Genomic DNA, 24,759 nt, shown 5'->3' with positions numbered 1-24,759 from the left:
GTCGCAGAGGTGAAAACGGGGCACAAGATGTGCCCCAGAGAGATTACAGTGATTCGTTGAGCCAACTGTCAAACGGCGCTTTAGGTACCGCGCCATTCAACATGTCGACAACCTGACCATTTTTGAAGATCATAATCGTCGGAATGCTACGGATACCGAATCGCGCGCTCAGTTCACGTTCCGCTTCTGTGTTGACTTTCACGAAGCGAACCTTGCCGCTGCGCTCTTCAGCGACGTCTTCGAAGATTGGCGCAAAGTTACGGCACGGGCCGCACCAGGGGGCCCAGAAGTCGATCACAACGGGAAGATCGTCTTTCAGCAGTTTATCCAGCGTTTCACCGGTCGCATTGATCACCTCACCGTCGAAGAGATCGTGACCACAGCGTCCGCATTTTGCCGCATCTTCAACCCGATCGTCGGGAATGCGGTTGATGGCCTGGCAGCTGGTACAAACGGTATTCATAACTAACCTCTGGATAGATAGGTGTAATGAGCGGCTGATAAGCCGGTATGTTTCCAATATGTTACATATTATCGATGAGACTGTTTTAAACAACAATGCGTTTTATTCAATACGTACAATAGTCATAAGCTTTTAAATGAAATAATGGCTTACCTGGTGCACATCAGGTAATCTGCGCGCTTCGCGCAGCGCTGGTGGAGAAAAGCATGAACGATGAATTGAAAAATAAAAGCGGCAAGGTCAAAGTGATGTATGTCCGCAGTGATGATGATTCTGATAAACGTACCCATAACCCGCGTACCGGGAAAGGGGGCGGGCGTCCAGGAAAATCTCGTGCTGACGGTGGCCGTCGCCCCGCCCGCGATGAAAGACCCTCTCAAAGCCGCGATCGCAAGCGTGAGGACTCACCGTGGCGTACCGTGTCTCGTGCGCCGGGTGATGAAACGGCTGAAAAAGCCGATCACGGTGGTATTAGCGGTAAAAGCTTTATTGACCCTGAAGTATTGCGTCGTCAACGCGCGGAAGAAACCCGCGTCTACGGCGAAAATGCCTGTCAGGCTCTGTTCCAGAGTCGTCCGGACGCGATTGTTCGCGCATGGTTCATTCAGAGCGTCACCCCTCGCTTTAAAGAGGCGCTACGCTGGATGGCCGCGAACCGCAAAGCCTATCATGTGGTTGATGAAGCTGAACTGGCGAAAGCCTCTGGTACTGAGCATCACGGCGGCGTCTGTTTCCTGATTAAAAAGCGTAACGGCACTACCGTTAAGCAGTGGGTGAGTCAGGCTGGTACGCAGGACTGTGTTCTGGCACTGGAAAAGGAATCTAACCCGCATAACCTCGGCGGTATGATGCGCAGCTGTGCCCACTTTGGTGTGAAGGCCGTTGTGGTACAGGATGCAGCCCTGCTGGAATCTGGTGCGGCGATTCGTACAGCCGAAGGTGGTGCAGAACACGTTCAGCCCATTACAGGCGACAGTACTGTTGATGTTCTGGATGACTTCCGTCAGGCGGGATACACCGTGGTGACCACTTCCGGAGAGAATGGCAAACCGCTGTTCAAAACCGAGCTGCCAGAAAAAATGGTGCTGGTGCTGGGGCAGGAAGCTGAAGGCCTGCCTGAAGCGGCGCGCGACGCCAGCGATCTGTGCGTCAAAATTGACGGCACGGGCAATGTTGAAAGCCTGAACGTTTCGGTTGCTGCAGGCGTGCTGCTCGCCGAATGGTGGCGTCAGAACAAAGCGTAACTGACACTGAGGCCCGGTAGCGCTACGCTTGCCGGGCCAATATACGGCGATCTACCCGTAGGCCGGATAAGCCGCATTAGCGTCGCCATCTGGCAAACTGACTCACCTTACTCACTTTCTGCCGGTAACACTGGCATCCAGTCGATCGGCTTCTCGCCACGTTGTTCCAGCCACTGATTTGCCAATACAAAATGATTGCAGCCAAAGAACCCACGGTGTGCCGACAGCGGTGATGGATGTGGAGCTTTCAGCACATGGTGACGCTTCTGATCGATAATCGCCCCTTTTTTCTGAGCATGGGAACCCCAGAGCAGAAAAACGACACCTTCACGATGTTCATTGATGAGGCTGATTACCTTATCGGTAAACGTTTCCCAACCCAGACTGGCATGTGAATGGGCCTGACCGGCACGAACCGTAAGCACTGTATTCAGCAGGAGCACACCCTGGCGCGCCCAGCTTTCCAGATAACCGTGAGTCGGACGGGTAAAGCCGGGAAGTGAATTTTCCAGCTCTTTATACATGTTGAGTAATGATGGTGGCGTCGCAATCCCGGGACGTACCGAGAATGCCAGTCCATGGGCCTGCCCGGGGCCATGATACGGATCCTGCCCAAGGATCACGACTTTGACATCCCCCAGTTCAGTAAAGCGAAACGCATTGAACACATCTTTTTGCGGCGGATACACGGTTACCCCAGCCTGACGTTCTTCGGCGACGGTGTGTAACGTATTTACAAAGTAGGGCTGCTGTTTTTCTTCTGCCAGTACATCATGCCAGGTTAATTCTGTGGTCATTTCGCTCTCCTGCGAATTTTCAATCTCCCTAGCTTAACTGCTTCTTTCTATGGCGCAAAATTCTCTCCCGAACCCTGAGCATAACGCGCTGAGTAAAGTTGAAAATTTATGTAAAAAGTTGATACTTTCATGATGCGTAACTTGATGTAAAACAATAATTTCACTACATCACCATGTTTACGGTGTGGTTTTTGTTGATTTAAATCAAAGAATCGCGGGGGTAGGGGGGGTATATATACACTCAAGCAACAATGGTTTTACCAATTGGCCGCGTGTCGACCAACTCTAATCAATTAAAATTGCCGGGGAGGCATCACATGATTACAGGTATCCAGATTACTAAAGCCGCAAATGACGACCTGCTGAATTCCTTTTGGCTGCTGGACAGCGAAAAAGGTGAAGCACGTTGCATCGTTGCAAAAGCAGGTTATTCAGAAGACGAAGTGGTCGCAGTAAGCAAACTGGGTGAAATTGAGTACCGTGAAATTCCGATGGAAGTGAAACCGGAAGTTCGCGTGGAAGGTGGTCAGCATTTGAACGTTAACGTTCTGCGCCGCGAAACGCTGGAAGATGCCGTTAAGCATCCGGAAAAATATCCGCAGCTGACCATCCGTGTTTCTGGTTATGCCGTGCGTTTCAACTCACTGACGCCAGAACAACAGCGCGACGTTATCGCTCGTACCTTTACTGAAAGCCTGTAAGGCTTAACGTTCAATTAAAAACGCCGGGTTTATCCCGGCGTTTTTTTACTCTTTGTCCGTCTGCGCTGGCGTATTCGTACCGCTCGGCTTACGGCGCTTACCGATATTTTTGGCGTCGCGATGGCGAACCTTCACACGCGGCTTCTCTTTTTGTTTCTCTTTTTTCTTCTCTTCACGTTTCGCGAGTGCTTTCTTCGATGGTTTGCCCGTCATCTTTTCACTCGGTGCACGTGAGGTGGGGCGAAGCTCATCAATAACGCGTGATTTTAGCGGCTCTTCGATATAGCGGCCAATTTTCAGTAGCAACAGATGATCGTGCGCTTCCACCAGAGAAATCGCGGTACCTTTACGGCCTGCACGGCCCGTACGGCCGATGCGGTGAAGATAGGTATCCCCGCTGCGCGGCATGTCGAAGTTAATGACGTGGCTCACATCAGGAATATCGATCCCACGGGCGGCAACGTCAGTGGCAACCAGTACGTTAACGCGACCGTCGGTGAGACGCTTAATGCCTTCGTTACGTTTGATCTGCGCCATCTCGCCTTCAAGATAGCAGTTGTTGATTCCTGCCAGACGCAGCTTTTCGGCTAATTCATGAACGCGCTCACGCTTACGTACGAATACGATGGTGCGCGTCGCATCATCCTGTTTTAGCAGATGCTTCAACAACTCGAATTTATGTTCGAAATTATCCGCACGGTAGTACCACTGGTGAATTTTTTTACGCTCACGGGTGGATGGGATCGCGGAAACTTCTACCGGATCTTCCAGCAGACGTTCAGCAAAATCTTTAATGGCATCGCCTTCCAGCGTCGCGGAGAACAGTAGGGTTTGCTTACGCCAGCGGGTTTCACCCGCGATATGTTCGATATCCTGAGCAAAACCCATATCCAGCATACGGTCAGCTTCATCAAGGATCAGCGTTTCAACTGCGCGGCAGTCAAAATTCTCTTCTTTTATGTACTGCAGCAGACGACCGGTGGTGGCGACCACGATATCCTGGTTTTCACTAAAGACTTCGGCGTGGTTCATATACGCAACGCCACCGGTAATCGTCGCGATGTCCAGGTGCGTATTCTTTGCCAGTTCACGGGCATGATCCGCAACCTGCATCGCCAGTTCGCGTGTCGGCGTAAGGATTAAAATACGTGGCGGCCCTGATTTTTTGCGCGGGAAGTCGAGCAGGTGCTGCAACGCGGGCAGCAGATATGCCGCCGTTTTACCGGTGCCTGTCGGCGCAGAACCGAGTACATCACGGCCTTCGAGCGCAGGCGGAATGGCGGCAGCCTGAATGGCGGTCGGGCGAGTGAAACCTTTTTCCTGGAGGGCTTCCAGCAGGCTTTCATCGAGTTCAAGTTCGGAAAAAGTCGTTACAGTCATGTTCTACCTCTGTGTGGGGCGCTGATTATAGACGTTACGGCTGTAATCTTCATCTGTTTGTATGGATATCGCTTCTCAGGTATTGTTTCTTCCGGTGCTATCGCCGTATTTCTGCAAGGTTTTTATTTCATGCCCCAGTCTACATCCTTCCTTCGTCGTAATGGATTTACTTTTAAGCAGTTTTTTATCGCGCACGATCGCTGTGCAATGAAAGTTGGAACGGACGGAATTCTATTGGGGGCGTGGGCACCCGTTGCCGGGGTAAAGAAGATCCTTGATATCGGCACGGGCAGCGGGTTGCTGGCCTTGATGCTGGCACAACGTACCGATGACAACGTCACTCTCGATGCGGTTGAACTGGACAACGACGCGGCTGCTCAGGCTCAGGAAAACATCTCGCAGTCAAACTGGGCGAATCGCGTGACCGTTCACGCAGAGGATGTTCAGCTTTGGGCTGCGCGCCAGACGGCGAAATACGATCTTATCATCAGCAATCCCCCTTATTATGAACAGGGCGTTGAATGCGCTACGCCTCAGCGGGAGCAGGCGCGATATACCACGACGCTGGACCATTCGGCGCTGCTGGCGACCGCGACGGGCTTGATTACTGAAGAAGGGTTTTTATGCGTGGTCCTGCCGGAGAATATCGGTCATTCATTTACCCAGCAGGCGTTAAGTATGGGCTGGCATCTGCGCTTGCGGACTGATGTGGCAGAGACGGAAGCGCGCTTGCCGCATCGGGTGTTGCTGGCATTCTCGCCAAAAAAGGGAGAATGCTTCAGCGACAGGCTGGTGATTCGAGGGCTAGATCAGCGTTATTCCGAAGGCTACACGGCGCTGACCCAGGCCTTTTACCTGTTTATGTAAGCCGTTAACGGCGAAAGAATCGACGGACCCGAGTCGGCCTGTAGCTCGGGGTAATCGAGCGTGTAGTGAAGCCCACGGCTCTCTTTACGCATCATTGCGCAGCGCACGATCAGTTCCGCAACCTGCACCAGGTTGCGCAGTTCCAGCAAATTGTTCGACACGCGGAAGTGAGCGTAATATTCATCGATCTCTTGTTGCAACATCGTGATACGCCGCAGGGCACGCTCCAGGCGTTTGGTGGTGCGCACTATGCCGACGTAGTCCCACATAAATAAACGCAGCTCATGCCAGTTATGTTGAATCACCACCAACTCATCCGGATTTTCCACACGACTTTCATCCCAGGCGGGAAGTGTGTTGACGCCGCGAGCGTAAGGCATCCGCCTGTCGATATCTTCAGCGGCTGACCAGCCATATACCAGACATTCCAGCAGCGAGTTCGACGCCATCCTGTTTGCACCATGCAACCCGGTGTAGCTCACTTCACCAATCGCATACAGCCCATCGACATCGGTACGTCCATAGTCATCGACCATCACACCGCCACAGGTGTAATGCGCCGCAGGAACAATGGGAACCGACTCTTTCGTCAGGTCTATCCCAAGGCCCAGCAGCTTTTCATAAATCATCGGGAAATGCTGACGCACAAACTCCTCTGGTTTATGGCTGATATCAAGGAACATGCAGTCTGCACCGAGACGTTTCATTTCATGGTCAATGGCACGGGCAACGATATCACGCGGGGCCAGTTCGCCTCGTTCGTCAAAGTCCGGCATAAAGCGAGTGCCATCCGGGCGCTTAAGGTAAGCCCCTTCGCCGCGTAACGCTTCGGTGAGGAGAAAATTACGTGCCTGCGGGTGATAAAGCGCGGTGGGGTGAAACTGATTAAATTCGAGGTTAGCGACCCTGCATCCTGCACGCCAGGCCATGGCGATACCGTCGCCGGAAGAGATATCGGGGTTCGTCGTGTATTGGTAGACCTTAGACGCGCCGCCGGTCGCCAGGACGACGGATTTTGCGTGGCAGGTTTCAACAGTCTCTTTATTACGATTCCAGATCCAGGCACCCACTACCCGGCGGGTTCCCGGCAGACCAATTTTGTCAGAGATAATCAAATCCACGGCGTTGCTGCGTTCGAGTACTCTGATATTGGGATGATTCTGCGCCTGACTGACTAATGTGGTTTCCACTTCTTTGCCGGTGGCATCGGCGGCATGCAAAATGCGACGATGACTATGGCCGCCTTCTCTCGTCAGATGATAACTTTCCTCACCATTAGGCTGAACGTGGGTATCAAAAAGCACGCCCTGATCGATCAGCCACTGTACGCAGGAGCGGGCATTACTGGCGACAAATTGCACTGCATGCCGATCGCAGATACCGGCACCGGCAATGAGCGTATCTTCGACATGTGAATCGATGCTGTCCGTCTCGTCGAAAACGGCGGCGATCCCACCCTGAGCATAAAAAGTGGAACCTTCGCTGACCGGGCCTTTGCTCAGCACTATTACCTGGTGTTTTTCGGCAAGACGCAGTGCCAGAGACAATCCGGCAGCGCCGCTACCGATGATCAACACGTCACAAGAGAGTTCAGGAGTGGTTTTCATGATTTTTGTTTAATGTACTAAACAGTGTTTGGTCAGCATAGCACCATAATGCGCGATTCAGCACGTTTTATTTTGAGTTGTGTTGTAATCGCTAAACATAGAGTTGGGCTATTGGCGAATGTCTGATCACAGACTTAATTGTGTGTAGCGGGCCGTAAGCGCCAGATTAGATGATGAAATAAAGCGGCCGTTGGGTTACTCTTCAGGCAGTTACTCGCCAGATCTAAACAGAATGTGCGTAGTTCAGACACGGTAGACTTATAATGAGAGATAATGACCGTCTACAAAATGACAAACAAAAAGCAGATGCGTAACGGAACTTTACAAAAACAAGACACTCTAATCTATTGCTTGCTCACAGTGCAGCTAATGGAGTGGCGTTTCGCGAACGCGTGGAATTATGGCTTGAGGAGACTTTACCTCGGATGAGCGAGCAGTTAACGGACCAGGCCCTTGTGGAACGGGTCCAGAAGGGAGATCAGAAAGCTTTCAACTTACTGGTGGTGCGCTACCAGCATAAGGTGGCGAGCCTGGTTTCCCGCTATGTACCCTCAGGTGATGTGCCTGATGTGGTGCAAGAATCATTAATAAAAGCCTATCGTGCGCTGGACTCGTTCCGGGGAGATAGTGCTTTTTATACCTGGCTGTATCGTATCGCAGTCAATACAGCGAAGAATTACCTGGTAGCTCAGGGGCGTCGTCCGCCATCCAGCGATGTAGATGCAATTGAAGCAGAAAACTTCGAAAGTGGCGGTGCACTGAAAGAAATTTCGAACCCTGAGAACTTAATGTTGTCAGAAGAGCTGAGACAGATAGTTTTCCGAACTATTGAGTCCCTCCCGGAAGATTTACGTATGGCAATAACCTTACGGGAGCTTGATGGTCTGAGCTATGAAGAGATAGCCGCTATCATGGATTGTCCGGTAGGTACGGTGCGTTCACGTATCTTCAGGGCGCGGGAAGCTATTGATAATAAAGTTCAACCGCTTATCAGGCGTTGACGATAGCGGGATACTGGAAAAGGTATTAGGCATGCAGAAAGAAAAACTTTCCGCTTTAATGGATGGCGAAACGCTGGACAGTGAGTTGCTCAAAGAACTGGCTCACGACCCGGAAATGCAAAAAACCTGGGAAGGCTATCATCTGATCCGCGACAGCATGCGGGGTGATACGCCTGACGTGCTTCATTTCGATATTTCTGCTCGCGTGATGGCTGCTATTGAACAAGAGCCTGTTCGCCAGACGACGCCATTAATTCCTGAAGCCCAACCGGCACCGCACCAGTGGCAGAAGATGCCTTTCTGGAAAAAAATGCGTCCGTGGGCAGCGCAACTCACCCAAATGGGCGTGGCGGCGTGCGTATCGCTTGCAGTTATCGTTGGTGTCCAGCACTATAATGGACAATCTGAAACGTCCCAGCAGCCCGAAACGCCGGTATTCAATACTTTACCGATGATGGGTAAAGCCAGTCCGGTCAGCCTGGGAGTACCTACTGACGCTACCGCAAGCGGCGGACAACAGCAGCAGGTACAGGAGCAGCGTCGACGCATCAACGCCATGTTGCAGGATTATGAGCTGCAACGTCGTCTGCACTCCGAACAGCTTCAGTTTGAGAAGGCACAAACGCAGCAAGCTGCTGTACAGGTGCCAGGAATTCAAACTCTAGGAACGCAATCGCAGTAATGAAGCAACTTTGGTTTGCCATGTCACTTGTGGCTGGTAGCCTGTTCTTCTCTGTAAACGCCTCGGCCAACACTGCGTCCGGGGCGTTGTTGCAGCAGATGAATCTGGCCAGCCAGTCACTCACTTACGAGCTGTCATTTGTCAGCATCACTAAACAAGGCGTAGAGTCTCTGCGTTATCGTCATGCTCGGCTGGAAAACCGTCCGCTTGCACAACTGCTGCAGATGGATGGCCCCCGTCGTGAAGTGGTGCAACGTGGTAACGAAATAAGCTATTTCGAACCTGGTCTTGAGCCGTTCACCCTGAACGGTGATTACATCGTCGATTCTCTGCCTTCGCTTATTTACACCGACTTCCAACGCCTCGCCCCGTATTATGATTTCATTTCCGTGGGACGAACTCGTATTGCCGATCGCCTGTGCGAGGTGATTCGCGTTGTGGCGCGTGACGGAACGCGTTACAGCTACATCGTCTGGATGGATACCGAAACCAAACTCCCGATGCGTGTCGATCTACTGGATCGCGATGGCGAAACGTTAGAACAGTTCCGGGTCATCGCGTTTACCGTGAATCAGGACGTGGGCAACAGCATGCAGACGCTTTCAAAGGCCAATCTGCCGCCATTGCTTTCAGTGCCGGTGGGAGAAAAAGCGAAATTCAACTGGAGTCCCGGCTGGTTGCCGAAAGGCTTTAGCGAAGTATCCAGCGGTCGCAGGCCTCTGCCAACGATGGACAATATGCCCATTGAATCGCGCCTTTATTCCGATGGCTTGTTCAGTTTCTCGGTTAACGTGAACCGTGCAACACAGACCAGCACCGATCAGATGTTGCGGACCGGACGTAGAACGGTCAGTACCAGCGTTCGCGATAACGCGGAAATTACCATTGTGGGCGAACTGCCGCCACAAACTGCGAAACGTATTGCCGACGCCATCAAATTTGGAGTCGCGCAATGATCAAAGAGTGGGCGACAGTTGTCTCCTGGCACAATGGTGAGGCGATAGTCAGCTGCGACGTTAAAGCGTCCTGTAACAGCTGTGCATCCCGCGCTGGGTGCGGCAGTAGGGTGCTGAATAAACTGGGACCGCAGACAACGCATACGATCGTCGTACCCAGCGATATCCCGCTAGAACCTGGCCAGAAAGTGGAGTTGGGTATTGCTGAAGGGAGCCTGCTGGGCTCTGCCATGCTGATTTATTTGTCTCCGCTGGTTGGTCTCTTTCTCGTGGCGTCACTTTTTCAGGTACTGTTCGGCACCGATCTCGCTGCACTCAGCGGCGCGGTGCTTGGCGGTGTCGGCGGGTTCCTGATCGCCCGTGGTTTTTCTCGCAAGCTCGCCGAGCGCGAGTCCTGGCAGCCGATCATTCTGAATGTCGCACTCCCGCCCGGACTGGTGCGTGTTGATACGACTTCAACCGAAAATGGTCAATGATATCTTTGCCTGATGATGCTGCGCTTATCAGAGTTACGCATGCATATCGTGAGTAGGCCGAAACAGGCGTTTGCACTGTCATCCGGCAAAACTTTCACTGACTTTGCTAAGCTGTTTCCAGTTCCCGCTATCCTTACTCCAGGAACATTTCCTCGCCTTCACGTTGTAGTGTAGAATGCGGCGTTTCAGTTAAACAGACGTTAAGCTCAGAACAGCGACTTCTCAGAGCCTGTCCAACCAGGCGTAAGGCACAATAATTCACTATATGAAGAACATACGTAACTTTTCGATCATTGCTCACATCGATAATTGACACCTCGTCACCCTCCGCAAACCTCCGACAAAATCCCCTGAAGATCCCCATCAAATAAGCTCTTACAAAAATAATACTGGTTGCATGTACAGCCAACCTGCGACAACATAAGCCATGGTTTTTGTGTCCACCAGTGCGTCCATATTCTATGATGGACACGGAACCTCTCGTTCTGATGGACACACGCAGGGATAAATCATGGTTATTTCAGATAGTTATCTAAAGTCGTGCCTCGGGCGCGAACGCGAAAAAGTTGAAGAGAAAGCAGATCGGGATGGTCTGTGGGTGCGTGTTTCCAAAAAGGGCGCCGTTACTTTTTTCTACCGATTCCGCTTCTTGGGTAAGCAGGACAAGATGACGATCGGCAGCTACCCGGAGTTCGGATTAAAAGCCGCACGCGATGAAGTAGCTAAGTGGGCCGCGATTCTTGCCCGGGGAGAAAATCCACGAATCAGGCAGAGCCTCGACAAAGCGAAAATTAACAGTCAGTACACTTTCGAGGAACTGTTTCGCGAATGGTACTCCATGGTGTGCATCCAAAAAGAAACGGCTGAACAGATCCTGCGCACGTTCGAACTTCACGTTTTTCCTAAACTCGGGAAATATCCGGCGCATCAGTTGACTTTGCACAACTGGCTTACTGTTCTGGACCGGTTGGCACAGGGTTACAGTGAGATTACCCGCCGGGTGATCAGTAACGGGAGGCAGTGTTATTCGTGGGCGGTGAAACGCCAGTTGCTGGAGGTTAACCCACTGTCTGAAATGTCTGGTCGTGATTTCGGCATCCAGAAACAAATGGGCGAGCGAACACTGGACCGTAAAGAACTGGCGATTGTCTGGCGAGCTATTGAGGATTCCCGGCTAATTGAGCGAAACAAGATCCTCTATAAATTGTCACTGATATGGGCGTGCAGGGTTGGCGAACTCCGGCAGGCTGAAGTCGCACATTTTGATTTTGAAGAAGGGATCTGGACTGTTCCATGGGAAAACCATAAGACAGGGCGGAAGAGTAAGAAACCGATAATCCGTCCTATCATCGCTGAAATGCTCCCCTTGATAAAGCGGGCGATCGAGCTGGCGCCGGGGCGCTTTGTTTTCTCGAAATATGAAGACAAACCGATGAGCGAAGGTTTTCATATGAGCATCAGCAGCAACCTGGTTAAGTTCATGTTGAAGGCGTATAACGAGCAGGTGCCACACTTTACGATTCATGATCTGCGTAGGACTGCTCGAACGAACTTCTCAGAGCTGACTGAGCCGCATATTGCCGAGATGATGCTCGGACACAAACTGCCTGGAGTGTGGTCGGTGTACGACAAATACACTTACATAGAAGAAATGAGAGAGGCCTATAGTAAGTGGTGGGCTCGACTGATGAGCATCATCGAGCCCGATGTATTGGAATTCACGCCACGTCAGACCGGATAATACGTCCCTTGCTGTCGCGGGGAAGATTCAGGTGAGACATAGGGCGCCGGACTGAACGTGACATTTCCCGTACTTGCCACTCGTGAACTTTAGTTTTCAGCCATTTGTTAGAGCCTCCCATGTATGAACAGTCTGGTTCAGGGAAAGGGTTACTGTTACTCGGTCGCTTACGATAACGCTCCAGCGTTCTGGCTGAGATCCGCAATTGGCAGCAAATTTCTCGGGTACTCATCAGATCGAAGTCTTTTATTTTTTTGCTCATCATCTCTCCAGTGGCCCCGACCGGGGCCGTTATTGATTATTCGTTATCAGTTAAATCGACCGGGTAACGTTCTCAGTCGGCGCATTCCAGTCATTGCTGTTGCCACATAGCTTTTATGGCGGTTTACAACCTCTACCCAGATTTTCACGCCGTCCACGTTCACCGTGTATGTTTCCTTCCTGTCGCTACGACCATAGTCTCCATATCGTTCAACATGCTTAGCCAGTGCTGCATCGCATGCCCGGCGGCCAAGTGGCGATTGCTTACTGCGATTAATAAGGCGCATAAATACCCCTCAGGCGGGGAGGGTGTTGCCCCTCCCGGCGCTGTTAGCCGATGTACTCCGGTTTCATGTCGTCCAGGGTGATGCGGTACTTATCGTGAAGTTCGTCTCCAAGATGCCTACGCGCCGAGGAGAGAGTTTTCTCTACCGCTTCAAAGCATGTTGCAGCATCAGGTTCACCCGGCTGAGGAAGGGCATTGATTGCTTCGTCAATCAGAGAGCGATGCTTGACCAGGTGATACTGGCGCGTGGCTTTATTTTTCAACTCCGTGAACAATGCCGTTCCCAGCGCTGGTTTCGCAGAGTTGATATCGTTCCCTACAGCAGTTGCATCTTCTAAGGTTTCAGCAGATTCAATGCGGCTACGGAATTTCTCGGCCATATCACCTGTGTTTACATCTGACTTCTGAGCGCTGGCGGCCTGCGTATTTTCAGAATTTATCACCTGCATCGTGATGCTTTGAGCCACCTGCGTTGGGTTGATAATTTTCTCTTCCCGCTCTTCGAGTTCGTCTGGCGTATAGACGCCAAGAATGACGTCAGGGCAGAAAAGGCGAGCCCAGCGCTTCACTGCGAGGTAAGCAAGCTGCTGGCGCGGATCGTCAGCCCAGAGCGTGGAATTACGAACGCGAGCCTGAGCAAGAAGCAGATCGAGTTCTCGTGGTTGCTCCTCACCTTTCAGGCGCGCTTTGATAATGATGCCGATACCTTCTTCATCAGCCATTGTCCAACCCGGTACGCGATATTCGCCTTTTTCACCTTTTCTGATGTTGAACTTGCCGATGACCTTTTCCCATGGGCCATACCATTCATATTCAAAACGGCTTGCCAGTACGCCACTGCGGGAAATAACTGCGTTAACCAGTTGAGCTTCGTAACCCAGAACGCCATTGATAAGGTGCGTTTTCTGCGCCACAGCGAAAGGATTCATCTGCCATTGTGCGGCCTGCATAGCTACTGCCATGCAATCTGCTGCATTGCCCTGCAGATGGCGAGGAACCGTTGCAGCACCCTGGGACATCATCTGAGCGAATGCACTGATAGCGTTCAGGTACTGCGAGTCAAACAAAGCAATGTTTGAGTTAACTACCGCATTCTGATCGGCAACAGTTATGTTTTTGTTTTCCATAGTTTCCCCCTTAAGCCATTTCACGCAGCACATCGAGGCGGCGCAGGTCGTAATCGTTCAATTCGTCGGTGTAGTCTTCGGTGATTGGTGCTGGCCATTCACCTGTATCCATAGCGTTGGCAATAGCTCGAATGGTCTGTCGATACTCAAGCTTTCCAAGTTCCAGTAGTGATTCAGAAGCCCAGACAACAGCCACCCAGTGATAGCCTTCGTCTTTGTTCACGAAGATCCACGCGAATTTGTCCAGGTCGGCAACGTTGCAATACATACCGGCGCTCAGGTGGTAATCGCGCATAGTAATTTCGCGGTGAAGTCGTGATTTCAGTGAATCCTCTTTCACATCCCACATACTTATTGTTTTGAGGTCGAAGCCGATACGCAGACCTTCGTACTCGAGTTCAACATCTGGTCGAACGCGGATTTCAAGCCCGGTGTCGTCATCAATGCCGAAATAGCTGACTTCAACGGCGCGTGTTGGGTTTTGCAGTAACTTACCTGCCTCAGGGTGAGCATAGAGCGCAGACTGGATAGCCAGCGCGGTAGCGTATTGCTGGCGGGTAACCAGGATTTTATCGCCCGGGTTTTCGCGCCATGCGTCAAGCAGTTCGTCGGCGAACACCAGTTCAGGTTTGACGGCTTTTACTGCCTGAATCAGATCCGCTTTGGTTCCTGATACTTTCAATGGTTGGGGCTTCTGTGCTTCCTGCGCAACCAGATCAGGATTGATGATTGCCAGTTGATCAAGCAGAGCATCACGGCTGCCGCTGGTTTTCACCTGTGCTGGCAGGGTGGCATTGTACTCTTTGATGCAGGCTTTCATTGCTGCTGCGGTTTGTTTCTGTCCGTCATCAATACGCTGGAACTCCTCAGGCAATTCCATGTAGCTATGCCCGGTTTCTTCCAGTGATGCACCCAGCGGCACCTGTGCTGGCAGGGTGGCGTTGTACTCTTCGATGAAACGCTTGATGTCGTCAGCACTGAGCAGCGCCGGAAGACTGTTGTTGTAGTCGTCGATAACTGCGCGGATCGTTGCTGTCGTCGTGAGAACACCTTCCGGGATAACCGGTTCAATGCTGAATTCTTCATCCAGAATTTCAGGCTGCAACGCTAGCGCATGGACGAGATTTCCCATATCCAGAACTTTGGAACGTTCTTTCTTGATGGTTTTAGATACGTGGCGGCCGTCGTAATACATCAGGCTCACTCGTGCGTCTTTCACCATCGTTGAACTGATACCATTTGCGGCGTGATAAACGTCGTTGGGTACGGCTTCATAACGGCCAGGCTCAAAGTATTCCGGCCACGCTTGTTCTGGATCTGGTTCGTCCTGTTGCGCTTCTGGCTCGGTTTGTTGCACTTCTGGCTCAGAATGGCTGACAGAATCGATGTTTTGGCTTACAGAATCGGAATTCTGGTTTACATCGTCCTGTTCCGGGTTTGCGAGACTCGGTGCGCCGGCTGCTAGGATATCTGCGGCTGACTCTACGGAAACTGTTTCTTCAACAGTGCCAGCATCGCTTTCGTCTGTCTGCAGCGCATCAGTATCCTGTTCTTCATCACCGTCAGTTTCTTGAACCTGCACATCGCTGGTGGCCTCCACTTCCGTTTTTTCGCCTTCATTTGAGGCGGTTTCCCCCATCAGCCCTTCGATGGAGAAGATGCCGCCGCCCAGGTTCCCAACCTGAGGTTGTGCGGAGGTTTCAGTCGGTTCGCTGATACCTTCTACGAACTCACCACGTTCTGCGTCCAGACGGTCAATTTCTTCAACTGCATCTTTTTCAGGTACATGTCGGGCAGCAGAAAGGGTTTCCGCTGTCGGTTTTTCGTGATTACTCTCGGTCAGGTTTGCGTTGATGTAGCGACGTAAACTAACCGGAAAATGATGTACGTTTTCACCAGCGCCGCGGATAAGAGCAAAAATAGCGGCTCTGGAGTAATCAAGAATGCCGGGAGTTTCGCGCAGTGCTACAGACCACTCTTTAAATGGACTTTCTTTTTTCTGAAAGATTTCTTTTGCTCTACGGTAAACGCTTCCCGGACACTCATAAATATTGAAATCCATCGGGAGAGTGGCAAGAGCAATTTCAATATCAAGAGAGTTGAGATCGTGGTTCAGTTCTGGATGACGGTCAGTTTTAATCCCGCCTCCGGCATTAGTACCGCTGGTGGTTCTCTGAATCTGAGATACCCGATTTCCTTTAGCCCATTCTTTAACAAGTAACCCGCGATCGATATATTCTGTATCGAACCAGGTTTTAAGGAACCGGATTAAAAGCGCCAGTTCCGGTATTCTTCCATCGATTGGGAATACGGTTACAACCGCTTTTACTGCTTTATGAATGTCATGCTCAATGGCTTTTTTGAACTCCTGAACATTCTCGGCAGCCAGCAACAGATTCTGCACATACGAATTATCGGTATCCATTTCCAGTTCGCGAATGGCCTTTTTCTGCTCGGTATCGACATGATAGAGATATTCGCCTTCGCCAATGAGTTGCGCGAGAACGCGGTGACGGAATGGCATAGTTGCAACGACAGTCAGCTCCGGCGAGGAACCTGATGTCTTCACGCCTTCTTCATTGCCAAAGGTTTCTGTATGGTCTTCCAGCACTTCGCCTGTTTCGGTATCAACACCATCAACGATACGCTGACTGGCGGCGGCAACGGCTTCAGATGATGGCAGTGTCACGCCTGGAATTTGCGCCCAGGTCATGTTGTCTCTGCCGAGCTGGTAGAAATCGCAAAAGGTTAAGCTCAATTCGCCTTCCGGCGGCAGATCGTTAACAACAGGGAAATTAGTAGCGACAGCTTTGAAATAATCTTTCAGCTTTGCGCCAGATTTAATCAGGAGATAATCCAGTGTTGCATTTGCCGCTTCAAAATCATCGCTGCACCAGAGAACAGCATCTTTCTGGCCTGATGATTTTTTTGCTTTGCGGACTAAAAATACGGGATTAGTACCACTCATTGTTTTATCCTCACTTCGTGTAGAATGGAGGCGCCTTAATTGCACCTCGGTTTTACCAGGTAGAATGTCCGGTTCGCTTTGGTCGGTGAGACCGGACAGGGCAAGCCCACCTTGTGTGGGCTTTTTCTTAATGAACGGTGCTGAAAACTTTTTCTGAGTAATCGAGCTTGTAGCTGCGGTAGTTACCAAACCCGGCGTTATCGCCATCACTCACTTTCACGGACAGCATTGAAATTGCCTCTACAGCGCAGAGAGGACAGTCGAACTTGCCGAACACATAGCCACCGTCGAGAATGACCGTGACCACACCCGTTTCGGCTGAATGAATAACGCCTGATACTTTCTTCTCGCAGTTGAATACAGCAACTTCTTTATTCACTGCTTTCAGGTTTATTTCGATTTTTACGATTTCCATAAAATCTCCAGTTATTAAATTAAGGGTGTAAGAAGCCGCGCCAAATTAATGGCGAATTTTTCATTTCATGTTTCAGGGGTACTAATTAACTTTCGTGCGCCATCTGGTCGTATTCAGCGCATTGTTTAGAGCAATATTCTTTTTCTTTCTGTGCCAGTTGCGTACCGTTGAGATAGAGCAGGGTACTCTTTACTTCTGCGCCTTCTTCAACAGGCTTGTGGCAATAACCACATTCTTTTTTCATCACCTGTCCTTAAAGTGTTTTGGCAACTCTCCGTTTTGAACGATACCTTCGAGCGGATAACAATCAGTGATACTGCTTTGCTCACTGGCTGCGGATTCACACTGTTCCTTGCTTCCGTATACGCCGATGATGCCTTCCTGGAAGTCTCCGTTTGCCATGGCGATCGTCAGCACTAATGCGTACAGAGTTCCCATCAGTGTGTCCCCGCAGGTACAAGATTCGGTTCGATGGTTCGTGAGGCATACGGGCGGCGAATGTTGCGCAGATTTCCCTGCGGTTCGTGCCAGTAGGTGCCGTCTCGGTAGTCGAATGAAACCTGCCATGCTGCGCCGGTACGGATGTTCCGCATTGGGACGGCGCGACCGTTGTTTGGTATTGCATTCGCGGTTTTCATGACAGAGCCTCTTTAAATTCTGCAAAACTGAGTGCTTCCTCGCCATCGGCGAGACCTTCAAAATATTCCTCGTATGCTTTTTCCATCTCACCCTCGATACCTTGTTGCTGGAACTCAGTGAACTTCGCTGGTGGTGCCGCGGCGCTGATCTTCACGGTTGAGCTTTTTCACTCTGCAATTCACCACCGCGAAGCTCACTTCTGTGTTTGCCCTTGTCGCCAGGCTGGCGGAACGTTTCAAACCTACTGCGCGTTAATCTCACCACCTCATTCCGGTCTTCGTATGCCCCGGACGGCTACTTCGTGGGCGTCCTGCTTTGGTGGTTGTGTTGATGGAGTAATTAAACACAATGTTTATTTGCGTGTCAACATAATGAGTGTTTTTATATAAACAAAAAGTTTAGTTGGTTGCGCTCGTTGGCACGAGTAGTATGTTTTGTGGTCTATTTTGTGGTTATAAAAAAATCGATGAGGGCGGGCTATGGAAAAGTTCTACGTGGGTTACAACGATGTATGTCAGGCGGTAGGTAGAGCGACGCTGAATCTGATATCACATGGAGACGCGCCAACTACTGAGGCGATCATTTCAATGCTTGAGTCGCTGGGGGATATTGAGCAGAACGATTTTTGGCGACAGGTGTTCAGGTTTGCAGCTGAGGAAGTGCGAAAAGGGTAAGCAAAAGAAACCCGGCGCGGTGGCCGGGTCGATTCTACCCAAATGGTAGCTCAATATTCTTGATAGTTGTTGGCTTAAGTATTTGTTCACATTGTGTTTTAAAGAATATTTTTACGTTATATTCAAAGAACCATCGGTTTTCATCAAGTAATTCTGGTGTTAAATCGATACTGTCTGGATAAGTGAATACTAAACGTAAACCAAATTGCAGGTTAAACGTTTCATGGATTGCCCCATCACTGGTCGTGCTGAGACCTACAACCTTTGGGGAAGCAGTTATCTCAATTATACTTAGTGCTTCATCGGATTTTAATTTTTTACCGGCTTCGACAGTAATCTCACCGATCTCAGCTTCAAAATTGCCCCTATTAGTACCACTTTTCAAAGGGGTATGCTTGAAATGTATGTTGCTAGTGCTGACCTCAATGAGCCTTATCTCTGATAACATAAAATACCCACATCATTGTTGTCGTTGCTAGAGCCAAACTTACTTCCTATCACAAAGCGCACAATTTTTGTTTCACTAGTATCTTTCAGTTCGGGTTCACTAGTCTCATATTGCCTTAATGGTGGAATGATGTGATGTGAGACATCAACCCCATTTCTGAAAACAGAGACCCTTGCTTCAGCACCCAGTGCGTATGATATGTCGGATAATGTTCTCAGGGTCATGTTTCTGGTTCCATCAAGCAGCTGCGAAACATGGGAAGGTGATTTACCAAGTTTCCTGGCAAGCTCACCTTTGGTGATGCCTGCATCTTGCATGGCTAGTAGGAGATCCTCCGTGGTGTTGAACACCAATCGTTCGGAAGCCATCTCCCTTTCACTGACATAGGGAAGTTCGAAAACTTCGCCTGCAGAATTGTTGTCAACAGTCATCTAATCCTCTCTCGATTCGTTCCCAGTTGTTACGGACCTTCTGGGTATCAGAATCACTTAGGTCATCAAAATCCTTGTAGATGTAATGACTTATGAAATAAGTCATGAATACTCTTTCTGACTCCCAGTAATAACCTCTGATGGGTATCTTCTTTATAGCCCAAAAATTTTTGCTGGGTTTTCCATTGTAAGAAGGTAAAACCCCCTCCTTTCTAACACTTAGGTCGGGAGTCCTCTTACCAGAGGCTAATCGCTCTATTTGCAGTCTAAGATTGACTACCATAGTTTTTTGCTTTTTGGCTGGAGTCACGCTCCGGATGACATCAGATAGCGTTTTAAGAGCCCCATTACAATGAGTTACTGTGAAGCAGTTACCTTTAAATGTATGTTGAACCATCTACTAATCCATAGTTAACATATATATTAACTCACAAAATGCACGCGAGCCACCATCATCGTACACAGATAATCCAAAATCGTTGTTAGCAACTTAGCTACCCCACTATGGTAGCGGCTGCGATTGTTGACAGACGAAGCTCACCTTTATTTCCAAGATTCATGTGCTTAGAATAAAAAAACATCTAGGACTTCAGGAAAAGCACATAGATGCGGTACATATTTTGTTGCTCTTCTTCTGGTTGTTAGCGATAAAACTCACAAAACTTACTTTTCCGCTTCACAATAACACCATTACTGTAACCACTACGAATGCTATCAATAGCACTGCCATAACGATGACCGCAAAAGTTGTTGAGTCCTTAAAGTAAGTCTTTTCATGCCCATTCACAGGACCAATGAGCATGATCCAGATGAAAATGAAGGTAAAGCAAAGAACAGCGATGGAAATTAAAAACAGGCCAGCTTTCAATAATGTCCCTCGCCATTTTCATCAGATGCTACTTACTCAGTATCACCCTTAATCCGCCGCCCCATATACTTGGCGTACAGTTCGTCGAGTTCTTTCAATCGCAGAGATACGATCCGCAACATGTTCTGTTGTTCTTCTTCGTTTGGGAGTTGATTATAGAGTTCCAACAGTCTCCGTTCGTCGTGTCTCAAACCGTCCTTAGCATCCACGTCCTGACCTAGAACCCACTCAAGACTTACGCCTAGCGCATCGGCAAGTTTTATTGCTGAGCTTTTTCCTATCGCTCCTCTGACAAACCAGTTGTTGACTGATTGTGCGCTCACACCACAGATTCTCGCTATATCCGCTTTGGATATGCGCTTCTTCTCGATGATTTCATTTAACCGCCGAACCTGCGGGTTATCTGTTTGATGTGTGTTTTTTCTCATATATCAAGATTCTAAACTAAAAGTTTATCGCCTCAACATTCATAATGTTGACTTGAACATAAACATAATGTTTAATTTGGTTCGTTATTACTTGGAGCCAAATATGAAAGCACTTGATAAAGCAATATGCATCGTAGGGGGTGCAACCCGTTTAGCAGAAAAGCTCAATGTATCCCCAATGACGGTCAGTCACTGGCGTCACCGTGACAATGGATTCGTACCGGCTAACCGTGTCATTCCTATTTTCAATGCTACAGGTGTAACTCCACATGAGTTACGCCCTGATTTGTACCTCAACCCTACGGATGGGTTACCAGTTCAGGAGGCGAGGGCATAACCATGCAGTCACTGTCACTTCATCAAAATATCGGATATCAACCGGCTGCGATGATAAATCGCAATCAACCTGTTTCGGTAGATAAACATGACCAGATCCGCGATGCCGTTCGTGCGTGGGCGGGTGTAGATGGTCAGGACGTAGTTACGGCTCTGATCATCGAAGAGTACCGGGCGCAAGGGGGTGACGAGATCACTTTCTCTGGTGACCTCAGCCGAAAACGCCAGAAGCTGTTCCGCTTCCTGGACAACCATTTCAACAGCGAACGGTACCGCGAGAACGTTCGCCAGCTGACTCCGGCAATCCTCGCGGTTCTGCCGATTGAGTTTCGCAACCGCCTGCTGCCAGAGGACAACATCATGGCTCGCCTGGCACGTATGGAGAAGGAAACCAGCGAAGCGAAGATAGCTGTCGCAATGGATGCGCCGCGTCATCAGAAGCTGAAAGAGCTGAGTGAGGGGATTGTGGAGATGTACCGCGTTGACCCTGGGTTAACCGGTCCGCTGATGGAAATGGTGCAGATGATGCTGGGTGCGATGTGAGGGGAAACAGCGATGAACCACATCGAATTTATCGAAAAGCACGTTCGAGAAGAACTAGTCCGGCAGGGCTTTACTGCGGCAGTGGCGCAGGGGGGGCATTTCAGGCTGTCGATATGTACAAGCGCATGTCTCAGGCGAGTCGAAAGGGGAGGATTTTTGATGATGTTTTGCGACACGCAAAGCTATGGGCAGAGAAGCAATCACTGCCTGCAGACAAGTTTGAAAAGAAGCGCGTTAAGCGTAATCAGCTGCAACCAGGGCTGTTCTGAAAGGGTGAAGACTGTTGTGCGCCAACACAGCCAGTCTTCGGGTGCAAAAACGGTAGGTAATTGCGGAGATCAGTATGTCAAATACCGCTGAAGTTATCAAATTTCCCGCCCCGCTACAGGGGCAACAGGAGAGCCGCATGGCTGAGCTGGAGAACGGCTATTTGCGTTTAGCCAACCAGATTCAGGATGCCCTGTGTATCGTCGAACTATCAGGCCGGGAGTTCCGTGTGCTGAATGCCATCGTTCGCCTGACTTATGGTTGGTCGAAAAAATCAGACCGGATCGCCAACAGCCTTATTGCCGACAAAACGACGCTGAAGGTCAAGCACGTCTCTGAGGCTGTGCTGAGCCTTGCCTATCGGAACATCATCATTCTGCGCCGAATTGGGCAAACCAGATACATCGGGGTTAATACCTGCCTAGATAAATGGGCTTATACCAAGCCAAATTGCATGAAGTGTCCGGCGGCGTTCCCGGCTGCTGAAGTCGAAACATGGGTTATCAACGCCCCTGAATTCATGATTAGCAATCCCCAGAATCAGGGACGGTTATCCCCGAAAACAGGGATGGCTATCCCCGAAAATAGGGATAGTGATTTCACCCCTCAAACCATCCCCGAAAACAGGGATGGTTATCCCCGAATTCAGGGAATGCTATCCCCGAAAACAGGGAACACCAAAGACATTCTTCCAAATACAAATATAAATACAGATCTAACCCCCTCTAATCCCCCAAGGGGGAAGGTGAAGTTTGACCCTATGACAATTCCCGTTCCTGAATGGCTTGATCCAGTGTCCTGGAATGAGTGGGTTGCCTACCGCAAGCAGTCTGGCAAAGCCATCAAGACCGAAATGACAGTCACCAAAGTATTCAAGCTACTGAAGACGTGCCTGGACGAAGGGCATGACCCGGTTGATGTGATCAACACCAGTATCGCCAACGGATACCAAGGACTGTTCAAACCGAAGTTCGCTCTCAACGACCGCAAAACGGGGAGGGATGTGAACCGCGTTTCCGAGCCAGATAAAACCATCCCAACCGGATTCAGGGGGTAACGGTGAAAAACATTGTTAATTCCGGCAGCGCTCTTGAGCGCCTGAAAAAACTCATACCGCCAGGCGTTCAGCCTAAGTTCACCAGCGCAGCAGAGCTTCTGGCGTGGCAACGGGAAGAAGGACTGAAACATTGCGAAGAGCTCGACAAGCTGAATCAGAAAGCGCGTACAGAGAAAATCTTCGGTCGCTCTGGCATCCAGAGCCTGCATCGCAGCTGCACGTTCGCCAACTACGAAGTATCCGGTGAGCAACAGCGCAAGGCCTACACCATGGCGAAAAGCTACGCGCAGAACTTTGGGGCTGGCTTTGCGAGTTTTGTATTCAGTGGCGGCCCTGGTACCGGGAAGAACCATCTGGCTGCTGCTATCGGCAATCATCTGCTGGCTGGTGGACATAGCGTGCTGGTGGTGACTATCCCCGATCTGATGCTACGGGTGCGTGAGTGCTATGACGGCGGGCAATCGGAAGCGTCACTGTTAGATGACCTCTGCAAAGTCGATTTGTTGGTGCTGGATGAAGTCGGAATTCAGCGCGGCAGCAGCGGCGAGAAAGTCATTCTGAATCAGGTTATCGATCGTCGTCTGTCCTCCATGCGACCGGTTGGCGTACTGACGAACCTGAACCATGAAGGCCTGCTTGATGCGTTGGGCGCACGGGTTATCGATCGCCTCCAGATGGACGGCGGGATGTGGGTGAATTTTGACTGGGGAAGCTACCGGAAAAACGTTAGCCACCTCCGGATCGTTAAATAATTTCCTGGAGGTTTTATGGAAACCGTAATCGATGTTTTAAAAGCAATGGGTAAAGCAACATACCGTGAAGTCGCGGCACGCCTGGAAATCGAACCTGTTGAAGCGCTGAATATGCTCCGCGAACAGCGTGAACAGGGATTGTGTGATTTTTTCGACGGCGGATGGGAAGTAACAGGCAATGCTGGCGGAAAAACAAGTATTCGGTCAGCGCCAGCGAAGACTGTACTGCGTGCGAAAAATTTAAACGACACCTCAAAAAAACCGCTGCGCGGTGAGGTTACAGAGCCGATCAAACCTGAGGCAATCGTCGCACTACTAACCGAAAACGGGGACATGGATACCGTAGCGCTGGCATCGGCTGTCGGACGAGATCCAAGAGGCTTAGCGTCAAATCTATGCCTGATGGCAAAGCGCAGACACATTAAAAAAATCGGTCAGGGGAAAGGCGTTAAGTGGGGACTTCCTGACGAAACGAAAATTATCCCGGAACCAGTGTTTGCAGAACTTCCGGATATTGAGATCAAGCCGAAAGTTGCAAGTCTTCCTGCGCTGGCGCCATCGGCAGAACCGGAACCGACCAACACCAGGACAGAAGAATTCCTGGAGAGCATCCCTGTACTGAGAAAACCATCTCAGCCAATGCAGATCCCATCACTACGGGAAATCAGCAACCAGATCCGCAAAGTCAAATCCAACCTGCACGGACTGGAGAAACTCCGTTTAGCCGTTCGGGAAGTTAACAAACATCGCCGTGCGCTGAGTTTATTTATCGGGGAGGGGAAATGAGCTTCTTCTCTATGAAAAAAATGGGTGTTCCCGGCAAATGTCCTGCGCATATGCGTGCATGGACGGTCGCTGAGGATGAAACGTTGATCGCAATGTACCCGACAGCCACTTTCAGGGAAATAGGTTTGAGGCTGAATCGGAGCGAGGCAGCGACGCGATATCACGCCCGCCAGCTTCGCCACGCAGGCCTGCTGCAACCAAAGCACATAGCCTTCACCCTGGATGATGATCGATTTATTCGTCGCAATCGTCATTCGTTAACTGCAAAAGAGATAGCGCTATTACTCGGTCGTTCTACAGAGAATATCTATCGCCGCGCGAAATTGCTGGGTGTAAGTCTGGCGAAATGTGGCGATTCACACTGGAGCACAAAATATCCGGATGAAGATGTTGAGCTGATGTGTGCACTACGTGCTGACGGAATGCGGGTATGTGATATTGCCGAAAAATTTGAGATAGCTCCGCAGATGGTCAGTTGGCTGTGTAACAAACGGCTGATGGCTGTTGATGCCATGACTGTGAACCGGGAGGCCGCGCAATGATCTCCCTGCACAACGC

31 protein-coding genes and 1 pseudogene are annotated in these 24,759 nt (G+C 50.2%); 16 read left to right on the top strand and 16 right to left on the bottom strand.

Annotated features, from left to right (window positions below; genetic code table 11):
* Positions 1–43 precede the first annotated feature (43 nt).
* Positions 44–463: a thioredoxin TrxC gene (gene trxC, locus HVY19_RS15650; protein WP_181681426.1), complete on the bottom strand. Its 420-nt coding sequence runs from the start codon at positions 461–463 to the stop codon at positions 44–46.
* A 206-nt stretch (positions 464–669) separates the two neighbouring features.
* Here trxC and HVY19_RS15645 point away from each other — a divergent pair, with 206 nt between their 5' ends.
* Positions 670–1,707, top strand: a complete 1,038-nt coding sequence (locus HVY19_RS15645; protein WP_181681425.1) for a tRNA/rRNA methyltransferase — start codon at positions 670–672, stop codon at positions 1,705–1,707.
* 107 nt (positions 1,708–1,814) lie between these two features.
* Here the strand turns inward: HVY19_RS15645 and ung are convergent, their stop codons facing one another.
* On the bottom strand, positions 1,815–2,504 hold the full coding sequence (gene ung / locus HVY19_RS15640) for a uracil-DNA glycosylase (protein WP_181681424.1): 690 nt from the start codon (positions 2,502–2,504) through the stop codon (positions 1,815–1,817).
* Positions 2,505–2,821: 317 nt separating this feature from the next.
* Between ung and grcA the strand changes: the two genes are divergently transcribed.
* Positions 2,822–3,205, top strand: coding sequence for an autonomous glycyl radical cofactor GrcA (gene grcA, locus HVY19_RS15635; RefSeq protein WP_181681423.1), 384 nt, complete (start codon positions 2,822–2,824; stop codon positions 3,203–3,205).
* Positions 3,206–3,250: 45 nt separating this feature from the next.
* Here grcA and srmB read toward each other — a convergent pair whose 3' ends face one another.
* The gene (srmB, locus tag HVY19_RS15630) at positions 3,251–4,585 is read right to left on the bottom strand and encodes an ATP-dependent RNA helicase SrmB (protein WP_181681422.1); all 1,335 of its coding nucleotides are present in this window, start codon (positions 4,583–4,585) and stop codon (positions 3,251–3,253) included.
* Between the two features lie 129 nt (positions 4,586–4,714).
* Between srmB and trmN the strand changes: the two genes are divergently transcribed.
* A complete protein-coding gene (trmN, locus tag HVY19_RS15625) occupies positions 4,715–5,452 on the top strand; it encodes a tRNA(1)(Val) (adenine(37)-N(6))-methyltransferase TrmN (RefSeq protein WP_181681421.1) in 738 nt (245 codons plus the stop codon).
* Here trmN and nadB read toward each other — a convergent pair.
* Positions 5,437–7,059, bottom strand: coding sequence for an L-aspartate oxidase (gene nadB, locus HVY19_RS15620; protein WP_181681420.1), 1,623 nt, complete (start codon positions 7,057–7,059; stop codon positions 5,437–5,439). The genes trmN and nadB overlap by 16 nt on opposite strands.
* A 273-nt stretch (positions 7,060–7,332) precedes the next feature.
* On the opposite strand from nadB, the gene rseD reads away from it, so the two are divergent.
* From rseD to HVY19_RS15590, 6 genes are all read left to right on the top strand, one after another.
* Positions 7,333–7,488: a rpoE leader peptide RseD gene (rseD, locus tag HVY19_RS15615; RefSeq protein ID WP_181681419.1), complete on the top strand. Its 156-nt coding sequence runs from the start codon at positions 7,333–7,335 to the stop codon at positions 7,486–7,488.
* Positions 7,485–8,060: an RNA polymerase sigma factor RpoE gene (gene rpoE / locus HVY19_RS15610; RefSeq protein WP_181681418.1), complete on the top strand. Its 576-nt coding sequence runs from the start codon at positions 7,485–7,487 to the stop codon at positions 8,058–8,060. The genes rseD and rpoE overlap by 4 nt, the downstream gene beginning before the upstream one ends.
* A 31-nt stretch (positions 8,061–8,091) precedes the next feature.
* A complete protein-coding gene (gene rseA / locus HVY19_RS15605) occupies positions 8,092–8,742 on the top strand; it encodes an anti-sigma-E factor RseA (RefSeq protein ID WP_181681417.1) in 651 nt (216 codons plus the stop codon).
* Positions 8,742–9,698 (top strand): sigma-E factor regulatory protein RseB, encoded by a 957-nt coding sequence (gene rseB, locus HVY19_RS15600; protein ID WP_181681416.1) that lies wholly within the window; start codon positions 8,742–8,744, stop codon positions 9,696–9,698. The genes rseA and rseB overlap by 1 nt, the downstream gene beginning before the upstream one ends.
* Positions 9,695–10,174 (top strand): SoxR-reducing system protein RseC, encoded by a 480-nt coding sequence (gene rseC / locus HVY19_RS15595; protein WP_181681415.1) that lies wholly within the window; start codon positions 9,695–9,697, stop codon positions 10,172–10,174. The genes rseB and rseC overlap by 4 nt, the downstream gene beginning before the upstream one ends.
* 511 nt (positions 10,175–10,685) lie before the next feature.
* Positions 10,686–11,915, top strand: a complete 1,230-nt coding sequence (locus tag HVY19_RS15590; protein ID WP_181681414.1) for a site-specific integrase — start codon at positions 10,686–10,688, stop codon at positions 11,913–11,915.
* Here the strand turns inward: HVY19_RS15590 and xis are convergent.
* The 9 genes and pseudogenes from xis to HVY19_RS15545 form a co-directional block, all read right to left on the bottom strand.
* Positions 11,893–12,177 carry an excisionase Xis gene (xis, locus tag HVY19_RS15585; protein WP_181681413.1) on the bottom strand — a complete coding sequence of 95 codons (285 nt, stop codon included), beginning with the start codon at positions 12,175–12,177 and terminating at the stop codon, positions 11,893–11,895. The two genes, HVY19_RS15590 and xis, sit on opposite strands and share 23 nt — an antisense overlap.
* Positions 12,178–12,223: 46 nt before the next feature.
* Complete coding sequence (locus HVY19_RS15580) at positions 12,224–12,463, bottom strand: DUF4060 family protein (RefSeq protein ID WP_042997814.1); 240 nt, start codon at positions 12,461–12,463, stop codon at positions 12,224–12,226.
* A gap of 43 nt (positions 12,464–12,506) precedes the next feature.
* Positions 12,507–13,589: a RecT family recombinase gene (locus tag HVY19_RS15575; protein ID WP_181681412.1), complete on the bottom strand. Its 1,083-nt coding sequence runs from the start codon at positions 13,587–13,589 to the stop codon at positions 12,507–12,509.
* A 10-nt stretch (positions 13,590–13,599) separates the two neighbouring features.
* Positions 13,600–16,557 carry a RecE family exodeoxyribonuclease gene (locus tag HVY19_RS15570; protein ID WP_181684299.1) on the bottom strand — a complete coding sequence of 986 codons (2,958 nt, stop codon included), beginning with the start codon at positions 16,555–16,557 and terminating at the stop codon, positions 13,600–13,602.
* A gap of 127 nt (positions 16,558–16,684) precedes the next feature.
* Positions 16,685–17,036, bottom strand: a pseudogene (locus tag HVY19_RS15565) (DNA breaking-rejoining protein).
* Positions 17,037–17,057: 21 nt separating this feature from the next.
* Positions 17,058–17,216, bottom strand: coding sequence for a YdaE family protein (locus tag HVY19_RS15560; RefSeq protein ID WP_152405040.1), 159 nt, complete (start codon positions 17,214–17,216; stop codon positions 17,058–17,060).
* Positions 17,216–17,410, bottom strand: coding sequence for a DUF1482 family protein (locus HVY19_RS15555; protein ID WP_130098287.1), 195 nt, complete (start codon positions 17,408–17,410; stop codon positions 17,216–17,218). The genes HVY19_RS15560 and HVY19_RS15555 overlap by 1 nt, the downstream gene beginning before the upstream one ends.
* Positions 17,410–17,610 carry a hypothetical protein gene (locus HVY19_RS15550; protein ID WP_181684345.1) on the bottom strand — a complete coding sequence of 67 codons (201 nt, stop codon included), beginning with the start codon at positions 17,608–17,610 and terminating at the stop codon, positions 17,410–17,412. The genes HVY19_RS15555 and HVY19_RS15550 overlap by 1 nt, the downstream gene beginning before the upstream one ends.
* Entirely contained in the window at positions 17,607–17,765 is a 159-nt protein-coding gene (locus HVY19_RS15545) for a hypothetical protein (RefSeq protein WP_181681410.1), read from the bottom strand. The genes HVY19_RS15550 and HVY19_RS15545 overlap by 4 nt, the downstream gene beginning before the upstream one ends.
* 325 nt (positions 17,766–18,090) lie before the next feature.
* Here HVY19_RS15545 and HVY19_RS15540 point away from each other — a divergent pair, with 325 nt between their 5' ends.
* Entirely contained in the window at positions 18,091–18,285 is a 195-nt protein-coding gene (locus tag HVY19_RS15540; protein WP_032238386.1) for a hypothetical protein, read from the top strand.
* A 34-nt stretch (positions 18,286–18,319) separates the two neighbouring features.
* On the opposite strand, the gene HVY19_RS15535 is transcribed toward HVY19_RS15540, so the two are convergent.
* From HVY19_RS15535 to HVY19_RS15525, 3 genes are all read right to left on the bottom strand, one after another.
* Entirely contained in the window at positions 18,320–18,733 is a 414-nt protein-coding gene (locus HVY19_RS15535; protein ID WP_016066195.1) for a hypothetical protein, read from the bottom strand.
* On the bottom strand, positions 18,718–19,164 hold the full coding sequence (locus tag HVY19_RS15530) for a helix-turn-helix transcriptional regulator (RefSeq protein WP_016066196.1): 447 nt from the start codon (positions 19,162–19,164) through the stop codon (positions 18,718–18,720). The genes HVY19_RS15535 and HVY19_RS15530 overlap by 16 nt, the downstream gene beginning before the upstream one ends.
* A gap of 900 nt (positions 19,165–20,064) precedes the next feature.
* The gene (locus HVY19_RS15525; RefSeq protein WP_001230958.1) at positions 20,065–20,460 is read right to left on the bottom strand and encodes a helix-turn-helix domain-containing protein; all 396 of its coding nucleotides are present in this window, start codon (positions 20,458–20,460) and stop codon (positions 20,065–20,067) included.
* Between the two features lie 103 nt (positions 20,461–20,563).
* Between HVY19_RS15525 and HVY19_RS15520 the strand changes: the two genes are divergently transcribed.
* From HVY19_RS15520 to HVY19_RS15495, 6 genes are all read left to right on the top strand, one after another.
* The gene (locus HVY19_RS15520; protein WP_071692470.1) at positions 20,564–20,797 is read left to right on the top strand and encodes a YdaS family helix-turn-helix protein; all 234 of its coding nucleotides are present in this window, start codon (positions 20,564–20,566) and stop codon (positions 20,795–20,797) included.
* Positions 20,798–20,799: 2 nt separating this feature from the next.
* Positions 20,800–21,339 carry a toxin YdaT domain-containing protein gene (locus HVY19_RS15515; protein WP_181681409.1) on the top strand — a complete coding sequence of 180 codons (540 nt, stop codon included), beginning with the start codon at positions 20,800–20,802 and terminating at the stop codon, positions 21,337–21,339.
* Positions 21,340–21,676: 337 nt separating this feature from the next.
* Positions 21,677–22,663 carry a replication protein gene (locus HVY19_RS15510; RefSeq protein ID WP_181684298.1) on the top strand — a complete coding sequence of 329 codons (987 nt, stop codon included), beginning with the start codon at positions 21,677–21,679 and terminating at the stop codon, positions 22,661–22,663.
* 2 nt (positions 22,664–22,665) lie between these two features.
* Positions 22,666–23,415: an ATP-binding protein gene (locus HVY19_RS15505; RefSeq protein ID WP_181681408.1), complete on the top strand. Its 750-nt coding sequence runs from the start codon at positions 22,666–22,668 to the stop codon at positions 23,413–23,415.
* 15 nt (positions 23,416–23,430) lie between these two features.
* Positions 23,431–24,201 carry a hypothetical protein gene (locus HVY19_RS15500; RefSeq protein ID WP_181681407.1) on the top strand — a complete coding sequence of 257 codons (771 nt, stop codon included), beginning with the start codon at positions 23,431–23,433 and terminating at the stop codon, positions 24,199–24,201.
* Entirely contained in the window at positions 24,198–24,743 is a 546-nt protein-coding gene (locus tag HVY19_RS15495; RefSeq protein ID WP_181681406.1) for a hypothetical protein, read from the top strand. Before HVY19_RS15500 ends, HVY19_RS15495 begins: the two co-directional genes overlap by 4 nt.
* Positions 24,744–24,759 lie beyond the last annotated feature (16 nt).

This window comes from Citrobacter sp. RHB25-C09 (genome assembly GCF_013836145.1).
GTDB lineage: Bacteria > Pseudomonadota > Gammaproteobacteria > Enterobacterales > Enterobacteriaceae > Citrobacter_A.
Note: the sequence above shows the minus strand (reverse complement) of the source record. Positions and strands in the feature narration are given on the sequence as shown.